This window comes from Streptomyces sp. NPDC055254, from assembly GCF_053606025.1.
Genome location: NZ_JBSGQV010000046.1, coordinates 30,408 through 51,869 on the forward strand (window position 1 = coordinate 30,408; position 21,462 = coordinate 51,869).

At 69.9% G+C, this 21,462-nt stretch carries 21 protein-coding genes and 4 pseudogenes; 20 read left to right on the forward strand and 5 right to left on the reverse strand.

What is annotated here, in order from left to right:
* On the reverse strand, positions 1-1,080 hold the full coding sequence (locus ACWFQ8_RS29555; protein WP_453789345.1) for a histone protein: 1,080 nt from the start codon (positions 1,078-1,080) through the stop codon (positions 1-3).
* Between the two features lie 216 nt (positions 1,081-1,296).
* On the opposite strand from ACWFQ8_RS29555, the gene ACWFQ8_RS29560 reads away from it, so the two are divergent.
* From ACWFQ8_RS29560 to ACWFQ8_RS29600, 9 genes are all read left to right on the forward strand, one after another.
* The gene (locus ACWFQ8_RS29560) at positions 1,297-1,674 is read left to right on the forward strand and encodes a gas vesicle protein GvpO (RefSeq protein ID WP_453789346.1); all 378 of its coding nucleotides are present in this window, start codon (positions 1,297-1,299) and stop codon (positions 1,672-1,674) included.
* Positions 1,675-1,702: 28 nt separating this feature from the next.
* Entirely contained in the window at positions 1,703-2,161 is a 459-nt protein-coding gene (locus ACWFQ8_RS29565) for a gas vesicle structural protein GvpA (protein WP_453789347.1), read from the forward strand.
* Between the two features lie 3 nt (positions 2,162-2,164).
* Complete coding sequence (locus ACWFQ8_RS29570; RefSeq protein WP_453789348.1) at positions 2,165-2,884, forward strand: GvpL/GvpF family gas vesicle protein; 720 nt, start codon at positions 2,165-2,167, stop codon at positions 2,882-2,884.
* Positions 2,885-2,923: 39 nt separating this feature from the next.
* Positions 2,924-3,172, forward strand: coding sequence for a gas vesicle protein GvpG (locus ACWFQ8_RS29575; RefSeq protein ID WP_453789349.1), 249 nt, complete (start codon positions 2,924-2,926; stop codon positions 3,170-3,172).
* Between the two features lie 75 nt (positions 3,173-3,247).
* Positions 3,248-3,613 (forward strand): gas vesicle protein GvpJ, encoded by a 366-nt coding sequence (gvpJ, locus tag ACWFQ8_RS29580; protein WP_453789366.1) that lies wholly within the window; start codon positions 3,248-3,250, stop codon positions 3,611-3,613.
* Entirely contained in the window at positions 3,610-4,458 is an 849-nt protein-coding gene (locus tag ACWFQ8_RS29585; RefSeq protein ID WP_453789350.1) for a GvpL/GvpF family gas vesicle protein, read from the forward strand. The genes gvpJ and ACWFQ8_RS29585 overlap by 4 nt, the downstream gene beginning before the upstream one ends.
* On the forward strand, positions 4,455-4,688 hold the full coding sequence (locus tag ACWFQ8_RS29590; protein WP_453789351.1) for a gas vesicle protein: 234 nt from the start codon (positions 4,455-4,457) through the stop codon (positions 4,686-4,688). Before ACWFQ8_RS29585 ends, ACWFQ8_RS29590 begins: the two co-directional genes overlap by 4 nt.
* A gap of 76 nt (positions 4,689-4,764) precedes the next feature.
* Positions 4,765-5,103 (forward strand): gas vesicle protein K, encoded by a 339-nt coding sequence (locus ACWFQ8_RS29595; RefSeq protein ID WP_453789352.1) that lies wholly within the window; start codon positions 4,765-4,767, stop codon positions 5,101-5,103.
* A gap of 256 nt (positions 5,104-5,359) precedes the next feature.
* Positions 5,360-5,812: a DUF3618 domain-containing protein gene (locus ACWFQ8_RS29600; protein WP_453789353.1), complete on the forward strand. Its 453-nt coding sequence runs from the start codon at positions 5,360-5,362 to the stop codon at positions 5,810-5,812.
* Between the two features lie 488 nt (positions 5,813-6,300).
* Here the strand turns inward: ACWFQ8_RS29600 and ACWFQ8_RS29605 are convergent, their stop codons facing one another.
* Complete coding sequence (locus ACWFQ8_RS29605; RefSeq protein WP_453789354.1) at positions 6,301-7,407, reverse strand: hypothetical protein; 1,107 nt, start codon at positions 7,405-7,407, stop codon at positions 6,301-6,303.
* Positions 7,408-7,770: 363 nt separating this feature from the next.
* Here ACWFQ8_RS29605 and ACWFQ8_RS29610 point away from each other — a divergent pair, with 363 nt between their 5' ends.
* The 9 genes from ACWFQ8_RS29610 (at position 7,771) to ACWFQ8_RS29650 (ending at position 18,069) form a co-directional block, all read left to right on the forward strand.
* A complete protein-coding gene (locus tag ACWFQ8_RS29610) occupies positions 7,771-8,691 on the forward strand; it encodes an ABC transporter substrate-binding protein (RefSeq protein WP_453789355.1) in 921 nt (306 codons plus the stop codon).
* A 2-nt stretch (positions 8,692-8,693) separates the two neighbouring features.
* Positions 8,694-9,683, forward strand: a complete 990-nt coding sequence (locus ACWFQ8_RS29615) for an amino acid ABC transporter permease (protein ID WP_453789356.1) — start codon at positions 8,694-8,696, stop codon at positions 9,681-9,683.
* An 8-nt stretch (positions 9,684-9,691) separates the two neighbouring features.
* Positions 9,692-10,444 carry an amino acid ABC transporter ATP-binding protein gene (locus ACWFQ8_RS29620; RefSeq protein WP_453789367.1) on the forward strand — a complete coding sequence of 251 codons (753 nt, stop codon included), beginning with the start codon at positions 9,692-9,694 and terminating at the stop codon, positions 10,442-10,444.
* Positions 10,441-11,655 carry a M20/M25/M40 family metallo-hydrolase gene (locus ACWFQ8_RS29625; RefSeq protein ID WP_453789357.1) on the forward strand — a complete coding sequence of 405 codons (1,215 nt, stop codon included), beginning with the start codon at positions 10,441-10,443 and terminating at the stop codon, positions 11,653-11,655. Before ACWFQ8_RS29620 ends, ACWFQ8_RS29625 begins: the two co-directional genes overlap by 4 nt.
* A 172-nt stretch (positions 11,656-11,827) precedes the next feature.
* A complete protein-coding gene (locus ACWFQ8_RS29630) occupies positions 11,828-13,120 on the forward strand; it encodes a cyanophycinase (protein WP_453789358.1) in 1,293 nt (430 codons plus the stop codon).
* Positions 13,121-13,266: 146 nt separating this feature from the next.
* Positions 13,267-14,139, forward strand: coding sequence for a MurR/RpiR family transcriptional regulator (locus tag ACWFQ8_RS29635; RefSeq protein ID WP_453789359.1), 873 nt, complete (start codon positions 13,267-13,269; stop codon positions 14,137-14,139).
* A 374-nt stretch (positions 14,140-14,513) separates the two neighbouring features.
* Entirely contained in the window at positions 14,514-16,496 is a 1,983-nt protein-coding gene (locus tag ACWFQ8_RS29640) for an amino acid transporter (RefSeq protein WP_453789360.1), read from the forward strand.
* 85 nt (positions 16,497-16,581) lie between these two features.
* Positions 16,582-17,229: a carbonic anhydrase gene (locus tag ACWFQ8_RS29645; RefSeq protein ID WP_453789361.1), complete on the forward strand. Its 648-nt coding sequence runs from the start codon at positions 16,582-16,584 to the stop codon at positions 17,227-17,229.
* 174 nt (positions 17,230-17,403) lie between these two features.
* A complete protein-coding gene (locus tag ACWFQ8_RS29650) occupies positions 17,404-18,069 on the forward strand; it encodes an L-threonylcarbamoyladenylate synthase (protein ID WP_453789362.1) in 666 nt (221 codons plus the stop codon).
* Positions 18,070-18,099: 30 nt separating this feature from the next.
* On the opposite strand, the pseudogene ACWFQ8_RS29655 reads toward ACWFQ8_RS29650, so the two are convergent.
* Positions 18,100-18,285, reverse strand: a pseudogene (locus ACWFQ8_RS29655) (CorA family divalent cation transporter); the annotation flags it as partial.
* Positions 18,286-18,848: 563 nt separating this feature from the next.
* On the opposite strand from ACWFQ8_RS29655, the gene ACWFQ8_RS29660 reads away from it, so the two are divergent.
* Positions 18,849-19,586: a class I SAM-dependent DNA methyltransferase gene (locus ACWFQ8_RS29660; protein WP_453789363.1), complete on the forward strand. Its 738-nt coding sequence runs from the start codon at positions 18,849-18,851 to the stop codon at positions 19,584-19,586.
* Positions 19,587-19,605: 19 nt separating this feature from the next.
* On the opposite strand, the pseudogene ACWFQ8_RS29665 reads toward ACWFQ8_RS29660, so the two are convergent.
* A pseudogene (locus ACWFQ8_RS29665) lies at positions 19,606-20,256 on the reverse strand (IS5 family transposase); the annotation flags it as partial.
* A gap of 56 nt (positions 20,257-20,312) precedes the next feature.
* Positions 20,313-20,908: pseudogene (locus tag ACWFQ8_RS29670) on the reverse strand (IS5 family transposase); the annotation flags it as partial.
* Positions 20,909-20,989: 81 nt separating this feature from the next.
* On the opposite strand from ACWFQ8_RS29670, the pseudogene ACWFQ8_RS29675 reads away from it, so the two are divergent.
* Positions 20,990-21,462: pseudogene (locus tag ACWFQ8_RS29675) on the forward strand (IS5 family transposase); the annotation flags it as partial.

Here is a 21,462-nt window from a genome sequence, read left to right on the forward strand (position 1 = left end):
CTACCTCCGCGTGGACGGCTTGCGGCCCGGCGTCTTCTTCGCCGCGCCCTTCTTGGCTGCCGTTTTGCGTGCCGGAGTGCGCGCTGCGGTCTTCTTCGAGGCCGAGTCGCCGGCCGGGGTGCGTGTGGCCGTCTTCTTGGCGGCTGACTTGCCTGCCGGGCCGCGCGTCGCGGTCTTCTTCGCCGGCGCCTGCTTCGCTGTCTTCTTGGCGGCAGTTTTGGACGGCGCGGTCTTCTTCGCGGCTGCTGACCTCGACGGTGCCTTCGCCGTCGGCGTCTTCTTCGCCGGTGCCTTCGCCGCCGCCTTGGCCGGTGCCTTGCCCGGAGCCTTCTTGGGTGCGGCCTTCCTGGCCGGAGGCGGGGGCTCCGAGGGAGCCGAGCGGCGTGCCTTGCGAGCGGGTGCGTCCGGAGCGGACTTCGTTGAGGTCGGGGGCCGGCCGCGCCTGCGGGGCGGCGGAGGTTCCTCCTCAGGTTCCTCCTCGGGTTCCTCTTCTTCCTCTTCCGCTTCCTCCTCCTCTTCTTCCTCTTCCTCCTCGGGCTCGTCAGTGTCCTCCGCTTCCTCAGCGGGCTCTTCCTCTTCCTCTTCCTCGCCCTCTTCCTCGTCTTCCTCCTCGTCCGCCTCAGGCTCCTCGTAGCCCTTCTCGGCTGCCGGCTCCTCGTCCTCGTCCTCGCCCTCGCTTTCGTATTCGTATTCGTCCTCGTCCTCGTCCTCGTACTCCTCGGGTTCCTCGGGTTCCTCCTGGTCCTCTTCGTCTTCGGCCGCACCGGCGCCGCCCAGCTGCGCGGTCCGCTGGTGCAGCGAGCCGGCGAGGTCGGCGAGCTTGCGGTTGGCCGCGGCTCCCAGAGCCTTCTTGCCCGCGTCCAGGGCTTCGCCGCGGAGCTGGTCGCTTATCTCGGCGAATTGAGGAGTCTCCTTGAGCTTGGTGAGGCCCTGCGCCATGAGCTGGCCGGGGTCAAGACCGAAACGTCGGCCTGCGAGGTAGGTCGCCGCGGTGAACGCCAAGCGGCCCTTCTTCGTCCGTCCGAGTACGTAACCCCCGGCCACGGCGGCCGCGAGCGCGATTTTGGTCGTGTCCTGCATGAGTTGCTGTCCCTTCACCAGGGCGCTTGCGGGCTGTACGTCGCTGCCCGGGAACACCGTCCGGGTCTGCGGATGTGTCGGCTGCTGTCCTCGACGCGCCGACCGAAGGACGCCCCGTTCAGGCGGCCTGTAGACCCCCTACCCCCGATACGGGACATATTCCCTATATGCTGACATTGTAGTTTCAGCAAGCGGGGTTCCCCCAGCGGAGGACAGATGGCCGCATCAGAACCGGCACGTCCGCGCAGAGTCCGGCCCCGTCCGGCCGAAGAGACCGAGCAGCAGGACGGGCCCCCGGCGGTCCGCCGCGCCCCTGCCAAGCGGAAGGCCGGCGTTCCCGGAGCGGCTTCGGCCATGCGCTCGGCGGCCGGGCAGTTGGCCCAACTCCTGGGCCGGACCCCCGACTCCGTCTCTTCACTCAAACCCACCGAGGACGGCTGGGTAGCGCAGGTGGAAGTCGTGGAACTGGAACGCATCCCCGACACGACCAGCGTGATGGCCAGCTACAAGGTCGCCCTGGATCCGGACGGACAGTTGGTCTCCTACGAACGGACCCGCCGGTACAGCAGAGGCATGATCGACCGGCCGACCTGAAGACAGGCCGCCCCGGAAAGGAGGCGCCATGACCATGGTGCCGCAGAGCGGCAGCAGCGTAAGCAGGGGCGGAAGCAACTCGGGAACCCTCTACGACGTCCTGGAGCTGATCCTCGACCGCGGTCTGGTCATCGACGTCTTCGTCCGCATCTCACTCGTGGGTATCGAGCTGATCAAAATCGATGCCCGCATCGTGGTGGCCAGCGTCGACACCTACCTGCGCTTCGCCGAGGCATGCAACCGCCTCGACCTCGAAGCAGGCCGCAAAGCACCCGCCCAGCTTCCCGAGGTCGTCGGGAACATGATGGAGGGCGGCGCCCGCGGCAAGTCCAAGGGCGCGCTCAGTGGAGCGGTCGAGGCCGTGACCGAATCCCTGTCCGGCCGCCCCTCCGCGGGCGAGGAGCCGGACGAGGAAGAAGCCGAGGAAGAGGCCGTCCCCAAGAAGCGGCGTCCCGCCCGGCGCCCGGTACGCCGGGAGAGGGAGTGAGCGATGACGCTCTACGTGTACGCGATCACCGGTAAGGACCACCCGCAGCGCTTCGACGGCCTGACCGGAGTCGGCTCCCACCCGGCACCCGTGCGCGCGGTCCCCGCCGGACCCCTGTGCGCGGTGGTCAGCGACATCTCCGAAGAGATCCGGCCCAAGCGCCGAGACCTCCTGGCGCATCAGGAGGTGCAGGAGCGCCTCATGGCCGGCGGTGTGGTCCTCCCGCTGCAGTTCGGCTACATCGCCTCCGACGACCTGGCCGTTCGGGAAGCCCTGGAAGAGGACACGGACGGCTACCTCGCCACTCTCGAACGGCTCGACGGCTGCGCGGAATACCACGTGAGGGCATCCCAGGCGGACGAGGACGAGCTGCTGCGCAAGATCCTGCGGGACTCTCCCGAGGCGAGGGAGATCAACGAACGCATCCGGGCCGGCGCGCAGGACCCGCAGCTACCCCTCGCGCTCGGGGAACTCGTCGCCCGCGAAGTGCAAGAGCGCCAGGAGGCACTGGCGGCGGGACTGGTCGAAGCCCTGATCCCCTACGCCCGAGAAGACGCCACCCATGCACCTTCGCCCCCCGACTTCCTCAACCTGTCGCTGCTCGTACCGCATGAGCGCAAGGACGATTTCCTGGCCGTGCAAGCCGGCCTCGCCCAGCAGATCGGGGACGGCGTCGACTTCCGGCTCACCGGCCCCCTGCCCCCGTACAGCTTCGTCCAGTGACACCCCGCGACCCTTCGAGCGCGAGAGGAGACGCGAACCATGGGACTCCTGAGCCGTCTGTTCACCCTTCCCATCGCCCCCGTGGAAGCCGTCGTGTGGGCCGCCCATCGGGTCGCCGAGAAGGCCGAGGACGAGTACTACGACCCGGCCCCGGTCTGGCGCGAGCTCGCCGACCTGGAGCGGCGCCTGCTGAGCGGCGAGATCGATCAGGAAACCTTCGACCACCGGGAGGACGAACTGATCGACCGGCTCGATGAGATAGCCCAGTTCCGCCAGCAGTTCCCCTGATGCGCGAGGGAGGCCGCCATCGTGTCTGAGCCCCTACCCGGCCGACTCGGATCCTTCCCGTCCCGCGCCGCCCCGATGCCGTACGGACAGAGCACCTCCAGCCTCGCCGACATCCTGGAGCGGGTCCTGGACAAGGGCATCGTCATCGCCGGCGACATCCGCATCAACCTTCTCGACATCGAACTGTTGACCATCAAACTCCGCATCCTCATCGCCTCCGTGGACAAGGCGAAAGAGATGGGCATCGACTGGTGGGAGCACGACCCCTCGCTCTCCTCCCGGCACACGGGCAGCCCCCTGGAACAGGAGAACCGCCGGCTGCGCGCCGAGCTGGAGGACCTGCGCCGTGAACGCCTCGACGGCCAGGAGGTGCCGCTGAGCACCGGTGAGGAGCCCGAGAGCGGTACGGGCAAGGGATCCGCACGGGGGCGCCGCACATGACCACGACCGACGCCACCCTCACCTACGTGTACGCGGCAGCTCCACTGACCGCGGACCTCCGCGACGCCGTCGCCGGCCTGCGCGGGATCTACGGCTCACCCGTCTTCTTCCTGAGCGCCGGCCCTCCTACCGCCGGGCCGTCCCCGGCCTTCGCCATCAGCCACGTTCCCCAGCGTGATTTCAACGAACACGCGCTGAAGAACCACTTCGAGGACCTGGACTGGCTGGAGAACGTCGCCCGCGCACACCACGACGTCGTCCAGGCACTCTCCCTCCGCACCACCGTCCTGCCGCTGCGCATGGCCACCGTCTACCAGGACGACGACCGTGCCCGCCAAGCGCTCGCCGAGCAGCTCGACGCGTTCGCCGAAAGGCTCGCCCAGCTCACCGACCACACCGAATACGGCGTGAAGATCTACCTCGCCCCCGCTGCGGCCCCACCCGGTGCCGGACCCGCCGCCGACGGCGCCGCCACCACTCCCGGCAAGGCGTACCTCCAGCGTCGAAGGGCCCAGCACAGCGCCCAGGAAGCCGTCTACGGCCAGGCGCAGAGGGCCGCCGCGTCCATCGAGGCCATCGCCTCCCGGTATGCCTCGCAGCGCGCGCGCCACCCCACCCAGAGCGGCGCCCTGACCGGTCCCGCCGAGAACGTCCTCAACGACGCCTACCTCGTCCCCCACGCGTACGCGGAGGAGTTCCAGGCCGCCATCGCCGAGGCCGCCGGCGTCTTCGACGGCGTTCGGATCGAGGTCACCGGGCCCTGGGCCCCCTACTCCTTCGCCATGCCCCCGGCCGAGCGCCAGAACGCGGCCACCGGCGGGGAGCGCGGGGAGCGCACCCCATGACCCTCGACAGCTACGGAGACGGCTACGGAGAACCGCTTCCCGGGCGCCAGGTGGCGCTCGTGGACCTTCTCGACCGGCTCCTCAGCGGCGGTGTGGTCATCACCGGCGACATCGTTCTCTCCATCGCCGACATCGACCTCGTGCGCATCTCCCTGCGGGCTCTCATCGTGTCCGTCAGCTCCGAGGTCCACCCGGCCGTCACGGCGCGGGAGGGCGGCCCCGGTGAGTGAGGAACGCGGCCCCGAGCGCCCGTCCCGCCACCCGCGGCCGCCTTCGAGACCCGCTCTGGAGGACGTCGGCGACACCATGTCCCAAGCGTTCCGGCTGCTCCAGGCACCCCCCGCGCCGCACGAGTCGGCCCCGCGCCCCGCCCACCGCATGTACACCGACCGCGACACGGTCGAAGAAGACCTCCTCAAGCTCGTGCTCACCCTGGTCGAACTCCTGCGCCAGCTCATCGAGCGCCAGGCCCTGCGGCGCGTGGACGCGGGAGACCTCACCGACGAACAGGAAGAAGAGCTGGGAGCCACGCTCCTGGCCCTCCACGACCGCCTGGCCGACCTGTGCGCCCAGCACGGCTACGCGCTGGAGGACCTCAACCTCGATCTCGGCCCCCTGGGCCCCCTCCTGCCACCCCGCACCTAGCGCGAGCTCCCCGAACCAGCACCCGCGTCACGGCTGCGCGGCCCCTGCCGGTACCGCTCACCGGGTCTTTGCTGCGTCCGACCGAAGTAGGGCACCAGCCCGGCTCCGGGCGTACGGCTGCTCAGTGGGCCAGCATCGTGGCACGGGCCCCACCGGGTGCGGGTCCACGGCGGGATCGAAGCCGGGCAGCCGGCGTGCCCGAGCGCGCGCACCACAGACGCAACCGCGGCCGATACGGCCGGGATGGAGAAGCACGATGACCAGCCAGTACGACGGCGACGAGTCTTCCCGCCCTTCCGGAGAGCCGCCGGAGGGCGAGGCCCACCAGGTAGCACCCGACCCGGCCCGTGAGCCTTGGGCCGGAGACGGCAAGCCCACGGCCAAAGAGAGGACCGCGGCGACGAAGGACCACACCGTCGCCGCAGCCAAACAGGCCACCGCGCAGGCTCGGGCGAAGGCCGGCCACGCGACCGAGCTGGCAAAGAGCAAGACGCCCGAGCCGCTCCTGCACACGGCGACCCAAACCGCTGCGCACGTCCGGGACACCGCCTGCCGAGCCGGACACCTCGCCGCCGACAAGACCCCCGACGTCGTCCGCGAAAAGGCGGCTCGGGCGGCGCACGCCGCAGGATCCAAGTGGACCGCCCTGGCTTCGGCGGCAGTCGCCCTCCTCGTCTTCGTCCTCGTACGCCGCCGCCACAACCACTGACGGCGACCGAGGACCGCGCAGCGGGCCGTCCGCACCGGCCCGAGCGACCCGCAGGACTGCCAGCAGGGGAGAGAACCGTGCCCGCCCAAGGTTTGCACGCCGTCGCAGCCGCAGTTCTGGCCGCGGCCGCTGTCGTGGCGCGATGGTGGAAAGCCCGAGCCGGGCGGGACGGACACGGCGCCAGCGCGGCGAGAGCCCCGTGGCGACGCAGAACACCCGCGCCGAGCGGCTCCGAACCGGCCCGCACCCGGGTGGACGATCTGCACACGTCATTCCGCGACCCGGACCCTGCCCCCTGGCCCGGAGCCGACGAACGGGGAAGCCGGACCCGGTGCCATGTTCCCCGTCCCGCTCCGGGCAGCCACGGACGCAACGGACCGGACGAGCGCCCGCAAGACAGGTAGGGGTCAGTCCCGCTCCCGGGTGCGGCCCGTACGGCGCGGTCCCGGGCGCCGTTCGGGCCGCACCCGGGACCGTCCCCGGCCGTGTCAGCAACTGCTCACGGGTGTGCCGTTGTACAGGTTGCCGTCGGTGATGCCGTTGGTGACGCTCTTGAGGTAGTAGCCGCAGGTGGGACGGTTCTTGAAGTCGAAGGTCCGGCCCGGGGTCAGGCGCCAGATCTTGTAGCCCGAGTAGGTGAGGGGCTGTCCCGGGACGGCCTTCTCGGGCTGGTGGTCGCCGAGGACGACGTAGGTGTCGGCGCCGGAGACGGTGGCAAGGCCGTTCTTGTCGATGAAGAGGGAGCCGCCCTCCTCGACGCCCACGCCCCAGGCCTTCCCGCCGGTGGTGAGCCCGTCCCTGAGCGCGCGTGCGACGAAGGCCATGGTGCGGCCCATGCGATCACGGGTCACGAAATGCGAGTCGTTGACGGTGCCGGAGTAGTAGGGCCAGTCGAACATGCCCGTGGTGAACGTCGCGTACGCGTCGTAGGGGTCGGCCAGGGCCTCGCTGGAGGTGATGCTTCCTCGGCAGGCGTCGTACACGACGGAGCTGTTGATGTGGTGACCGGCGCTGCCTCCGCCGGAGCCGCCGCCCTTGGCGACGACCGACTGGACGGAGGCGCGGAGCGCGGTGGCCTTCCAGGCCGCGTAGTCGCACTGGTCGCCGCCGGCGAAGTAGACGAACTCCGCGTTGCGGATGTCGGTGTTGGCCCGCGTGTTGTTGCCGTCGCCGACCCTGGTGAGCGTCCACGTGGTGCAGGAGTTGATGCCGCTCAGGCGCATGACGGCATCGCACTCGGGTGTTCTGCTGCCTGAGCCCGGCGTCGATGCCGCCAGCACGACCACGTCGAGTGAGCCGGTTCCGCCTCGGATGGCGTCGACGGCCTTGGTCATGGACGCGGGGACGATGCCACCGGACCCGTTCATGGTGAACGCGGGGCCCGACCAGGCGGCGCGGCCGGCGTCCGCGGAGCTGCCGAGGCGGATGCGGCCGGCGGCGGCCTCGGCCTGATCGGCCTGGACGAACCCGCCGGCGATGACCACCAGGGCGGCCGTGAGGCATGCGGTGACCCGGTGCGCGGATCGGCGCCGCGCCGGGGAAGCGGCACAAGCGCTGGTGGACGCAGGGGAGGTGGGGTGCGGGAAGGGGCTCATGGGTCCTCCGAGACAGCGGTGAGGGGTACCGCGGCGAAGTGGGGAAGCGGACGCTGCGGCAGTGCGGCGTGCGGCATGTCGCGTGCAGCAACGGAAAGTACAGGCCGACCGTGAACTGCGGTAGATGTAACGCACGAGTTGATCGCGGGACGCCCGATTTCATCGATGCACCAGATGAGAGCGTTGGCCCTGCCTGCTCGTCGGCGCACGGCGCCTCGTTACCCAGATGTAATATGGATTACATCTAGCCAAGAATGAGCTGTCGCTGTAATTTCCTCGCATGTCAGACGGTGACGCATGCGGTCGTCGCCGGCCGATCTTCCGAGAGGGTTACCCGTGATGCCAACCCCGTCCCTCCGTCGCGTGTCGACGGCCTCCGCCCTGTCCGTGGCGCTCCTCATGACGGTCTCCGCCTGCGGCGAGGATGTCTCCGACGCCGCCGAGCCGCCCGCCACCGTCGCCGGAGTGACGATCACCAAGGACCCGGCGCTCCACGCCGCTCTGCCCGAGGAGATCAGGGAGTCGGGTGCGGTGCGGGTGGCCACCGATGTCCCGTACGCGCCCTTCGAGATGTTCGTGACCGAAGGCAAGCCCGAACTGACAGGCCTCGACTACGACCTCGGTCAGGCACTGGGTGCGAAGCTGGGCGTGAGGTTCACGTTCACCCCGCAGAAGTTCGACGGCATCGTGCCGGCCATCCAGGCCGGGAAGTTCGACGCGGCGATGTCGGCGATGACCGACAACCAGGAACGCCAGGCGGTCGTCGACTTCGTCGACTACTCCGTCTCCGGCTCCGGGATCATGGTCGTCAAGGGCAACCCGGAGAAGATCACGACCCTGAGCGATCTGTGCGGCAAGAAGGCCGCGGTGCAGGCGGCGACCAACCAGCTGGACCTGCTCCAGGAGCACCAGCGCGAGTGCAAGGCAGCGGGCAAGGGCGAGATCGACATCCAGACCTTCCCCAAGGATTCCGACGCCCAGCTCGCGCTGCGCTCCGACAAGGTCGTCGCCCAGGTGCAGACGAAGCCCGCCGCGGGCTGGACCGCCAAGACCGCCGACAACGGCAACGCCTTCGAAGTGGTCGACGACCCGGCCGCCGCGGGCGGCTACGGTGCCTCGCCGAACGGAATCGCGGTGTCCAAGAAGCTGCCGCAGCTCAGTGATGCCATCCAGCGGGCGTTGCAGGTACTGATCGACGACGGAACCGTCACCAAGATCTTCGACAAGTACGGTGTCGCCTCCATCGCCGTCAAGAAGGCCACCAAGAACGCGGCGGTGGACTAGAAATGACCACCACCACGGCTCCCGTCGGCATGGACCGTCCGGCGACGGAGCAGCTCACGGTCGTTCCCCTGCGCCGCTACGGGCGCTGGATCGCGGCGCTCGCGGCGGTAGCCGCCCTCGTCGGCGTGGCCGGCTCGCTGGCGAAGAACGGCAATCTCCATTGGGAGGTCATCGGGCGCTTCCTCTTCGCGGACCTGATCTTCTCCGGGCTGTTCACCACCGTGTGGCTCACCGTGGCGGCGATGGCCCTCGGACTCGTCCTCGGCACCCTGGTCGCCGTGATGCGCCTGTCGACCAATCCGGTGCTGTACGCGATGTCCTCCCTCTTCGTCTGGTTCTTCCGCGGAACGCCCCTCCTGGTGCAGATCATCTTCTGGGGATACGCCGCCGCCCTCTACACGTACGTGATGATCGGTATCCCGTTCACCGACATCACCTTCCTCAAGGTCGAGACGAACTCCCTCCTCACCCCGGCGGTCGCCGCGCTGCTGGCACTCGGCCTCAACGAGGCCGCGTACGCCTCGGAGATCGTCCGGGCGGGCATCCAGTCGGTGGACACCGGCCAGACCGAGGCGGCGCACTCCCTGGGTATGCGGCCGGCCCTGACGATGCGGCGCATCGTGCTGCCCCAGGCGATGCGGGTGATCATCCCGCCGATGGGCAACGAGACGATCAACATGCTCAAGATGACGGCCCTGGTGTCGATCATCTCGGCGCACGACCTGATGTCCAACATCCAGGACGTGTACGCGCAGAACTACCAGGTCATCCCCATGCTCGTGGTCGCCAGCCTCTGGTACCTCGGGCTGGTCACCCTGCTCAGCATTCCGCAGGCATGGCTGGAGCGCCGCTACGGCCGCGGTACCGGCCGCGGCGGCCACGTCTCGCCGCTGCGGCGCATGTTCGCCGGAGCCCTCACCCGACCCGCTCGGGCGACCAAAGACACCCAGGACACCCAGGACACCCAGGACACCAAGGAGGCGGTCCGGTGAACGTCCCCATGGTCCACGCCCAGGGCGTGCGCAAGCACTTCGGGAAGCTCGACGTCCTCAAAGGCATCGACCTCACCGTCGAACGCGGCCAGGTGTGCTGCCTGCTGGGCCCCTCCGGCTCGGGCAAATCGACTTTCCTGCGCTGCATCAACCACCTCGACAAGGTCGACGGCGGCAAGCTCGCGGTCGACGGCGACCTGGTCGGCTACCGGCAGAGCGGATCCCGGCTGCACGAACTGCGGGAGAAGGAAGTCGCCGCGAGACGCCGCGACATCGGCATGGTCTTCCAGCGCTTCAACCTCTTCCCCCACATGACCGCCCTCGACAACGTCATGGAAGCCCCGGTCAACGTCTGCGGCGTCGACAGGGCGCGGGCCAGGGCGGACGCCCACCGCCTGCTGGAGCGGGTGGGCCTCGGTGATCGGGCAGGCCACTACCCGGCGCAGCTCTCCGGCGGACAGCAGCAGCGCGTCGCCATCGCCCGCGCCCTGGCGATGAAGCCCAAGCTCATGCTCTTCGACGAACCCACCTCCGCGCTCGACCCCGAGCTCGTCGGGGAGGTGCTGGACGTCATGCGGCAGCTCGCGGCCGACGGCATGACGATGGTCGTGGTCACCCACGAGATCGGTTTCGCACGCGAGGTCGGCGACACCGCCGTCTTCATGGACGACGGCGTCGTCGTCGAATCCGGTGATCCCCGCCAGGTCCTGGTCGAACCCCGGCAGGAGCGCACCCGCGCGTTCCTCTCGAAGGTCCTGTGACCGCCCTCTCGCGGGAGCGGCTCCGCGCCACCGCGCTGCTCCCGTACGCCGAGGCCCGCCTCGAAGGCTACGTGGCCGACCTGGCGGACCTGGTGGCCATCGACTCGGGCTCGTACAGCCCCGCAGGCGTCAATCGGATGGCCGACTGGACCCAGGACCGGCTGCTCAGGCTCGGGTTCGACGTCGACCGCATCGCTCCCGCCCCCTGCCACGGGCACCCTGTCGGCGATGTGGTCGTCGCCCGCAAGCGGGGCGACCTGCCGGTTGCCGAGGGCGGCCGACGCGTCCTGCTGGTCGCTCACCTGGACACCGTGTTCGAGGACGGTACCGCCGCCGAACGGCCCTTCGTACTCGACGGCCGCACGGCGCGGGGGCCTGGCGTCAGCGACGACAAGGGCGGCCTGCTCGCAGGACTCACCGCTCTGGACATCCTGCGGGAGGCCGGAGTCGGGCAGTACGCCGAGCTCGTCTTCCTGGCCACCCCGGACGAGGAGATCGGCTCACCCGCGAGCCGCCCGGCGACCGAAGCGGCGGCGTGCGGAGCCCACTTCGCGCTCGCCCTGGAGTGCGCGCGGGAGAACGGCGACGTGGTCATCGCCCGCAAGGGCGTCGCCGACTTCAGGGTGACGGTCACCGGCCGGGCCGCGCACGCCGGCATCGAGCCGGAACGCGGGGCGAACGCCGCTCTGGCCGCCGCCCACCTGGTCGTGGCCCTCCAGTCCCTCAACGGCCACTGGGACGACGTCACCGTCAACGTCGGCGTCGTCCGGGCAGGGACCCGGGCGAACATCGTCTGCCCGGAGGCCGAGTTGCGGGTCGAGGTGCGCTCCGCCACCGCGGCCGGCCTCGGAGCGGCCAGGTCCGCGATCGAAGCCGCCGCCGTGCGGACCGCCGTACCCGGCACCGCGGCCGCGGTGGAGCAACTGGACCTGTGCCCGCCCATGGAGGACACTCCCGCCTCGCGTCGCATGTTCGACCGGGCCAAGAGGATCGCCGCGGACCTCGGGGTCCCGCTCGGTGGCGCGGCGACGGGCGGCGTGGGCGACGCCAACTTCATCGCGGGCATCGGCGTGCCAACCCTGGACGGCCTCGGCCCGATCGGCGGCGCCGACCACACCCCCGAGGAATGGCTGGACACCTCCACCGTCCCGGTCCGTGTCGCGCTCCTCGCGTCCCTCATCGCCGACCTCGGCGACAGCCGCACCGGCTGACGCCCCGCATACGTCCCGTACCGGTTTGATCGCGCCATTGCCCGGTACGGGGCCAGGTCCCGGCAGTCCCGTCCACCACCCGGCGGGCTGCCGGCCCGCGCCGGGATCGCGGCAGGCATCCGCCGCCGCGGTCCCGACCACCACCGACCCCCCTCGTCACAGGAGGCACCACATGCGCGTCCCGACCGGAGCCCGCCGCACCACACTGGCAGGCGGCACCGCTCTCCTGCTCACCCTCGCCCTGGCCCCGTCGGCCGGCGCCGACACCACCCGCCATCCGGGCGATCGCGGCTCCCTCGTCCTCGTCGGCGGTGGGCTGAAGGCGGACAACGCACAGGTCTACGGCGAGATCATCAAGCGCGCGGGCGGAACCTCGGCGAGGATCGGAGTGATCACCGCCTCCTCGGTTCCCGCCAGCCAGGACCCGTACGCCGCCGACCCGGCCAAGTGCAGCAACTCCGAGTGCAACGGCGCCTACTACGCCGGCCTGTTCGAGCGCCACGGCGCCGCCGACGCCCAGTGGATCCCCGTCGACCTGGACCACATCGCCAACGCCGACTCCGACGAGGTCGTCAGGCAGGTCAACGCCATGACCGGCTTCTTCTTCGGCGGCGGCGACCAGTACCGCTACATCACCACCCTGCTCCACGGCCCCGCGCACACCGACTCCAAGGTGCTCGCCGCGATCCGCGCCAAGCTCGCCGCCGGCGCGGTCGTCTCCGGCTCCAGCGCCGGAGCGCAGATCGTCGCCGGAGCCGACATGGTGACGGGGGGCGACTCCTACGAGGGACTGCGCGACGGCAGCAGCCCGGGCTACTTCGAGGACCCCTCCCGACTCGGCTACCTGCCCGCGGGCGGCTTCGGCTTCCTGCGCTCCGGACTGATCGACACCCACACCGGCGCCTACGGACGCGAAGGCCGGGCCCTGCGCCTCGCCGCCGACACCGGACACGACCGCGTCTACGCGCTCGACGAGAACACCGCCCTCGTCGTGGAGGCCCCCCGCACACCGCACGAGCGACTGCGCGTACTGGGTCCGCAGGGCGTCGCCGTCCTCGACCTCCGCCGAGCCCGGACCGCGAGGAGCGCCACCGGAGCGTGGTCCCTGACCGGAGCCCGCTACAGCTACCTCACCGACGGCGACCGCTACGACCCGCACCGCCGGCAGGTCCTGCCCGCCCCGGACAAGCGACTCCTGGAACCGGTGTCCGGCCCACCCGTCCCCGCCAACCCGGACGTCTTCCACTCCGCGGCCAACCCGGCAGGCGTCCCCTACTCCTTCCTGGGCACCGCGCGCGCCCTCGCGGCCACCGACGCCCGGCGCACCGCGACGGCCGCGACGTTCGAGGCCGGACCGCGGTTCACCGTCACCTTCGGCAAGCAACCCGGATTCGCCGCCTGGACCAGCGACGGCGCCACCGCGCGAACCGTCACCGGCCTGCGGATCACCGTCGCTCCGCAGTGACTCCGCCCTGACTCGCTCCGGGCGACCGGGCCGGCCGGACACCCGCAGCGGATCCGGCCGGCCCCACCCCCCGAGGGGCGGCAGTAGGCTCGACCCGCCACCTGTCACCCAACCGTCCTGGAACCCCTCGGAAGGAGATCCCGCGCATGGCCCCTGGCACGCTCGCCGACGAGATCCGCCTCAAGCTGGGCGACGTCAGCCCAGCTGAACGCAAGGTCGCGCGCGTGCTGCTCGCCGGCTATCCGTCGGCCGGCTTCGAGACCATGGCCGTCCTCGCGGAGCGGGCTGCCGTCAGCGCCCCGACCGTCCTGCGCCTCGTCAACCGGCTCGGATACCGGGGCTTCCCCGACTTCCAGGCCGCGCTGCGAGCGGAGCTCGACGAGCGCAACGCCTCGCCCCTCTCCCTGTACGAGGCCACCGACTACGGGCGCAGCAAGGGCGGGCCGGAGGAGGACCTGTCCCTCCTCCAACGCGGCAGCAACGTGTTCAGCGCCGCGGTGGCACAGACCCTCGCCGAACTGCCCCCGCACGATCTCGAACACGCGATCAGGCTGCTGTCCGACGGCAAACGTCGCGTCACCCTGGCCGGCGGACGCTTCACCAACCTGTTCGCCCAGTACCTCGGCCTGCACCTCATGCAGCTGCGCGACGACGTGCGGTTCCTGCCCGACCGCGACGTCGAGCGCACGGCGGTGTTCGCGGCCCTCCACCGCCGTGACGTCTTCGTCGTCTTCGACTACCGGCGCTACGAGCAGGACAAGCTCGCGATGGCGGAACTCGTACAGGGGCACGGCGGCAAGGTCATCCTCTTCACCGACATGTGGCTCTCGCCGGCGTCCACCCACGCCGAAGTGGTGCTGCCGAGCCAGGTCGCGGCCCCTTCTCCCTACGACAGCTTGGTGCCCACCCTCGCGGTCATCGAGACGGTCGTGGCCGGAGTGATCACCGCCCTCGGCGAAGACGCCCATCAGCGGATGCGTCACGGCGAGGACACGGCCCGCCGGCTCGGCCTGTACTGACCCCCTGGTCATCCGGTCCTCGCCGCTCAGGCATCCAAGCGTCCACCTTCCGTGCCGGCGTTAGGGATGCGTCAAGAATTCCTGGGTCGAGATCCCCCACACGCTCCCCGGTGTCCCCGGCCGTGACCGCCACGCACCCGGTGGAGACAGGCTGCTGCGGCCCTTCAGGCCTGCCCGTAGGGGGTGTTGGCGCTCGGCGGCGGCCGGCGGGTGCTGGGTGAGGGGCGAGCCGGACGGGGCATGGGGCGTACGGGGAGCCGACCTGGCGGTGCACGTTCGCCTCGTCGGCGGCTCCATACTCGATGATCTCTGCGCGGCCCCGGCTGGTGGTTCCCGTGCGGATGCGCCGAAGCCGAGAAAGGTTGATGCAGGACATGAGGAAAGCGAGCGAGCCGGTGATGCCGGAGGCGGTGGACAGCCCCGCTCCGCGGACCCAGCCGTCCGGCGGGCTGGCGCGGTGGCTGTTGCGGCACCAGGTGCAGCCGGTGGGACCGGCCGCGGGCGAGGGGCACACCGAGCCGCACGCGTGGTGGAAGGTGATGTGCCTGACCGGGGTGGACTACTTCTCCAGCCTGGCCTACGTACCCGCCATCGCCGCCCTCGCCGCCGGAGCGGTCTCACCCCTGGCGACACTGCTGATCGTGGCACTGACCCTGCTGGGGATGCTGCCGATGTACCGGCGGGTGGCGAAGGAGAGTCCGCACGGCGCCGGTTCGGTGGCGATGCTGGAGGACCTGCTGCCGTTCTGGTGGGGCAAGCTGTTCGTCCTGGTCCTGCTCGGCTTCGTCGCCACCTCCTGGATCATCACCATCACCCTGTCCACGGCGGACGCCTCCGTCCACGTGGTGGAGAACCCTTTCTTCCCGGAGGTGCTGCACGGCCACGAAGTCGCCCTGACGGTGGCCCTGCTCCTGGTCCTGGGCGGAGTTTTCCTCCTGGGGTTCAGCGAAGCCGTCAGCGTCGCCATCCCGCTCGTCGCGATCTTCCTCGTGCTGAACGCGGTCGTCATCGCGATCGGCCTGGTCCACGTCTTCACCACCCCCGGCGCGTGGTCGGCGTGGACGGACGCCCTCGTCGGCGGCGGAGGAGGCTTCGGCGACCTGATCGGCCCGGCACTGCTGGCGTTCCCGCTGCTGGTGCTCGGCCTGTCGGGCTTCGAGACCGGCGTGAGCATGATGCCGCTCGTCGCCGCCGAAGGCGCTGACCCCGAGCAGCGGCTGCGCTCGCGCATCCGCAACGCCCGCCGCCTGCTGACCACCGCCGCCCTCGTCATGAGCGTCTACCTGCTCTCAGCCAGCTTCGTGACCACCTTGCTCATCCCCCACGAGGAGTTCGAACCGGGAGGGGCCGCCAACGGCCGCGCCCTGGCCTACCTGGCGCACGAGCACGTCGGGGAGGCCTTCGGCACCGTCTACGACATCAGCACCATCCTCATCCTCTGGTTCGCCGGAGCCTCCGCCATGGCCGGCCTCGTCAACATCGTCCCCCGCTACCTGCCCGACTACGGCATGGCCCCCGAGTGGGGACGCGCCGTCCGCCCCGTCGTGATCGTCTACACCGCCCTGTGCATCGTCATCACGATCGCCTTCAACGCCGACGTCGACGACCAGGCCGGCGCCTACGCCACCGGCATCCTGGCCATGATGGTCTCCGGCGCCTTCGCCGTCACCGTCTCCGTCGCCCGACACCGCCGGCGCGTACCCACGATCGGCTTCGGCCTTCTCACCGCGGTCCTGCTCTACGCCCTGGCGGCGAACATCATCGACAAGCCCGACGGCATCGTCATCTCCGCCTTCTTCATCGCCGGGATCATCATCGTCTCGCTGATCTCCCGCGTCTCACGCACCACCGAACTGCGCGCCGACCGCATCGTCTTCGACGCAGATGCCCGCCGGTTCATCGACGACACCCTCGCCCACGACGGGGCCATCAACATCATCGCCAACCGCCGCCAGGCCGGAGACGTCGACGAGTACAGCGCCAAGGAACGAGAACAGCGCGGCGTCAACCCGGTACCCGGAACCGCTGACGTCCTCTTCCTGGAGATCGACGTGGTCGACCCCTCCGACTTCAGCGACACCCTCACCGTCCACGGGGTCGAAGTCGACGGCTACCGCATCCTGCGCGCCCACGCGCCGGCCGCACCGAACGCCATCGCCGCCGTCCTGCTGGCCCTGCGCAACGCCACCGAGGTCCTGCCGCACTGCTACTTCGCCTGGGCCGAGGGCAGCCCGCTCGTCCACATGGTCCGCTACTTCCTCCTGGGCCGAGGAGACACCGCCCCGGTGACCCGCGAGATCATCCGCAGTCACGAACCCGACCCCGCGCGCCGCCCCGGCATTCACGTCGGCGGCTGACGTGCCGGGGGAGCGAAAGACCCCCGGACCGCGCCACCCACCCCCTGATCGCGCGGGAAGACAGAGCGCCTCGTACTCTGCCGTCATGGCATCCATTCCTGTCTCTCCTGATCAGGCGCTCGACGCCCTGCTCGCCGGCAACCAGCGCTTCACGGCCGGTGCCCCGCGGCACCCGAACCAGGACGCCGCCCGGCGGGCAGAGCTCGCTCCGGCCCAGAAGCCCTTCGCGGTACTGCTGGGATGCTCCGATTCGCGGCTGGCCGCCGAGATCATCTTCGACCAGGGCCTGGGCGACCTGTTCGTGGTCCGTACCGCCGGCCACGTCCTCGGTCCGGAGGTGCTGGGCAGCATCGAGTACGGCACGAGCGTGCTCGACTGCCGCCTCGTCGTCGTCCTCGGGCACGACTCCTGCGGCGCCGTCGCAGCGGCCCGCGCAGCCGTCGAGGACGGGCTGCCCGCCGCCGGATACGTCCGCGACGTGGTCGAACGCGTCACTCCCAGCGTGCTCGCGGCCCGCGCCGCCGGCCTGACCGCCGACAGCGACGTCATCGACGCGCACATCCAGCACACCGTGGACCTGCTCCTGGACCGCTCCCGCGTCCTGGCCGACCAGGTCGCGTCCGGCCACACCGGCGTCGTCGGCCTCGCCTACCAGCTCGCCGAGGGCAGCGCCCGGCTCGTCACCGCCCACGGCATCCCCACCCCGGCAGCGCCCAGCGCACTCACCGGCTGATCACCCACTCGGCTGAAACCGGCCGCGGTGCCACCCGTCCCGTGCGGGCACCGCGGCCTCCCGGCTGCCCTGCCCTCCGCGCGGACGGCGGCTTCCGCCGCGGACTCAGCGGCTCAGGGCCGCCTCGGCGCTGCGTACGATGCCGCCGAGACCACCGACACGGAAGGGCGGACCATGGCCGAGCGGTACGACTGTTCGCAGGCATCAGAGGCACCAGAGGCATCCGAACGCGCCGCCGGGCTGCGCGCGGCAGCGGCAGCCGTGCGAGCCGGCCGGCTCGTAGTGCTGCCCACCGACACCGTCTACGGCGTCGGCGCCGATGCCTTCGACCCGCAGGCGGTGGCCGCGCTGCTCGCGGCCAAGGGACGGGGCCGCCACATGCCCTCACCCGTCCTCGTCAGCTCCCCGGACGCCCTGGACGAGCTCGTCACCGACCTCCCCGACATCGCCAAAACGCTCGTCGACGCCTTCTGGCCCGGCCCTCTCACGCTCGTCGCCCGGCACCAGCCGACCCTGAAGTGGGATCTCGGGGACACCCACGGCACGGTCGCCGTCCGCATGCCGCACCACCCCCTCACCCTCGAACTGCTCGACGCCACCGGCCCGATGGCCGTCTCCAGCGCCAACCTGACCGGTCACCCGTCACCGCAGGACTGCGACGCCGCCGAACGCATGCTCGGTGACACCGTCGCCGTCTACCTCGACGGCGGACCGACCCCCGCCTCCGTACCGTCCTCGATCGTCGACGTCACCGGACCCGTACCCGTCCTGGTCAGAGCCGGCGCCCTGACCGCCGAACAACTGCGCGCCGTCGTCCCGGACCTCCACGTGCCCAACTGACCCCACCGCACGGCGCGCTGCGGCCCGTACTCACAGCCAGTCCCGGCGCTTGAACACCACGTACGGACTGCCGCACACGACCGCCATCAGCGCCAGCGCGAAGGGATATCCAAGAACCCAACCGAGCTCGGGCATGTGGTCGAAGTTCATGCCGTAGATGGTGCCGACCAGAGTCGGGGCGAAGAGGATGGCCGCCCACGAGGAGATCTTCTTGAAGTCGTCACTCTCACACCGCTGACCTGCGGAAACCGACCAGATAGGTGCTCTGGCCTGCGGCGATCCGCCTTTCGGGTCCTTTCGCTGTGCTGCTCGTTGATGCGCCCGATCCTCCCCAGTCGCTCCCCAACGGGGCTTCATTCTCCCCAGATTCTCCCCAGCCGAGGATGCCTTCGAAGGTGGATGACCACTGGTCAGGAGCGTGATCCGGCGTCGGTACGTGTCACGCGACGTAGTCGAGGCACGGAGGGGGAGTTGTGGCGTTCGCCGTCCGTCTGAATTTAAATCGGCAGCGAGGAGGCGACTACGCCTACGTCGATGGTCCTCTGACCCGGCTCTCCCGATCCGGCTTCGGGATTCGAACCCGAGGTATACGCATTAAGAACTCCTAACGAAATGATCTCCAAGGTGGTTGGATCACTCCGGGACTGATGATCCGGGGTACGGGATGGTTCGGCCGAAGCCCTGGCAAGGCGACGACGAGTTGTGGGAGGTGCACGCTGCGCCGCGGAGAACGTAAATGCGTCGACAGCGCCCCTCGGCACCCGGCAAAGTGGCCGTCCGTGACGAGCAGTGAACTGTGGACCCGTGCGACCGCCGACCGCTACGACGCCGAGGAGACCGAAGCGTCCTCGGCTGCCGTTCTCGGACCGACCCTCGGCTTCCTCGCCGAGCTCGCCGGAGACGGCCGGGCACTGGAGTTCGCCATCGGGACCGGACGAGTGGGCGTCCCGCTCCGGGAACGCGGCGTGCCGGTAGCGGGCATCGAACTGTCCGAGCACATGGCAGCGGTGCTGCGGCGCAAGATCGACGAGGACACGCTCCCGGTAGTCATCGGGGACATGGCCACCACCGTCGTTCCCGGTGAGTTCACCTTGGTCTATCTCGTCTACAACACCATCACGAACCTGCTCACGCAGGACGAGCAGGTCGAGTGCTTCCGCAACGCCGCACGTCATCTGGAGCCCGGTGGCCGATTCGTCATCGAGCTGGGTGTGCCGCCGCTGCGGTTCCTGCCGCCTGGCCAGGTCGCGGTGCCGTTCGACGTCTCTGAGCAGCATCTCGGCTTCGACACCTTCGACCTGGTCGAGCAGCTTCTCGTCTCGCACCACTTCACCCGCGACGGCGACGGCCGCTACCGCCGCGATAACTCCCGGCACCGGTACGCCTGGCCGGCAGAGCTCGACCTGATGGCACGGATCGCTGGGCTCGAGCTGGAACGTCGTGTCGCGGACTGGGACGGGTCTCCGTTCACCCAGGACTCCGCGAAGCACATCTCCGTGTGGCGCAAGCCAACCTGAGGTCGGCCACCGCGGGCCGTCAACGTAGGCCGTGCCTGTCTTGAAACTCCTCTCGGGAGTTCAGGCGTCGCCAGCAGATCAGTGCGCATCCGAGGGTGAGGAAGGCTTCGTGGATTTCGTCGCGTATCTCCCAGCGGATCCGCAGGCGGCGGAACCAGTGCAGGTGGGCGAATGCTCGCCCCACGACCCAGCGTTGGGTGCCGAGTCCGGAGCCATGCTCGGTGCCCCGGCGGGCGATCAGCGGCTTTACGCCGAGGTCCCGGACGAGGCGGCGGTACTTGTCGTGGTCGTAGCCGCGGTCGCCCAGCACCACGTCCGGGCGGTGCCGGGGCCGGCCTCGCTTGCCCCGCACCGGCGGTACCGCCTGAAGCAGCGGGATCAGCTGGGTGACGTCGTTGCGGTTGCCGCCGGTCAACGTGGCGGCGAGCGGGATACCGGTGGCGTCGGTGATCAGGTGATGTTTGCTGCCTGTCCTGCCCCGGCCAACGGGGCTTCGTCCCGTCTTGGATCCCCCTTTCAATGCCCGTATGTGGGAGCCGTCGACGGCCGCCCGGGAGAAGTCCAGGGCGTTCGCGCTGCGAAGCTTGGCCAGGAGGACCTCGTGCAGCCGGGGCCAGACTCCAGCCTCGGTCCATTCGGCCAGGCGGCGCCAGCAGGTCATGCCCGAGCCTAAGAAGTCATCTCATTTGGCTGACTGAGTAGGCGCTTCGCGGTGTCGGTCCTGGGGCGCCTCAGCGAGTGGGCGTAGTCGTAGCCCTTGTCCGCGTGGAGCTTGCCGGGTCGGCGCCGACGGCGTCCGCGGCGGGATCGGATGGGTGGTATGCCACGGACGAGGGGCTCAAGGGCCTGGCTGTCGTGCAGGTTCGCGCCCGAGATGCCGACGGACAGGGGCAGACCGGTCCGCTCGGTGATCAAATGGATCTTCGACCCGAACTTGCCCCGGTCGACAGGATTCGCACCTGTCAGGTCCCCTTCTTCAGGGCTCGCATGTTCACCGAGTCGATCGCGCAGCGGGACCAGTCCAGCTCGCCGCGGGCGCCGAGTTCGTCGAGGACCAGGCGGTGGAGTTTGGCCCACACCCGGGCCTTGCTCCACTCGGAGAAGCGTCGGTGGGCTGTCGCGCCCGACAGGCCGAACGAAGCCGTGGGCAGCTGTTGCCAGGTACAACCCGAGGTGGCCACGAACACGATCGCGGCGAGTACTTCCCGGTCACCATGCCGACGCCGCCCACCACCCTGAGGCCGCGACGGCGCCTCCGGAACCACCCGCTGGAACAGTCCCCACAACTCATCCGGCACCAGCCGCTCAACAATCCCCACCATGACCGACAGCCTACCCACCAACGCCAAATGAGATGACTTCTTAGACCGTGTCCTATGTGGTGAGGCGTCGTTGGTGTCGGTATGGGGCGGGGTACTTGGAGTTGGATTGTTCCGGATGGATTGTGGGAGATCGGGGAGCCGCTGATCCCACCGTCGAAGGTGCGGCCGCAGGGCGGTGGAACACCGGATACGCCTGATGAGACGCTGTTCGCGGCGATCATCTATGTCCTGGTCAGCGGGTGTGCCTGGCGGGCTCTGCCGCCGTGCTTCGGGATATCGAAGTCGACGGCGCACCGACGGTTCCTAATCTGGTCGAGGGCCGGTGTCTGGGGCCGACTCCACGAGAAGCTCCTGCACCGCCTGGACGACGCCGGCCTCCTCGACCTCTCCCGCGCCGTCCTTGACTCGGCCCACGTCCGCGCTAAAAAAGGGGCGAACTCACAGGTCCGAGTCCCGTGGACCGGGGCAAGCCAGGTTCCAAGATGCACGTTCTGTCGGACGCGAACGGACTGCCCCTCCTCGTCGGCCTCACAGCCGCCAACACCCACGACAGC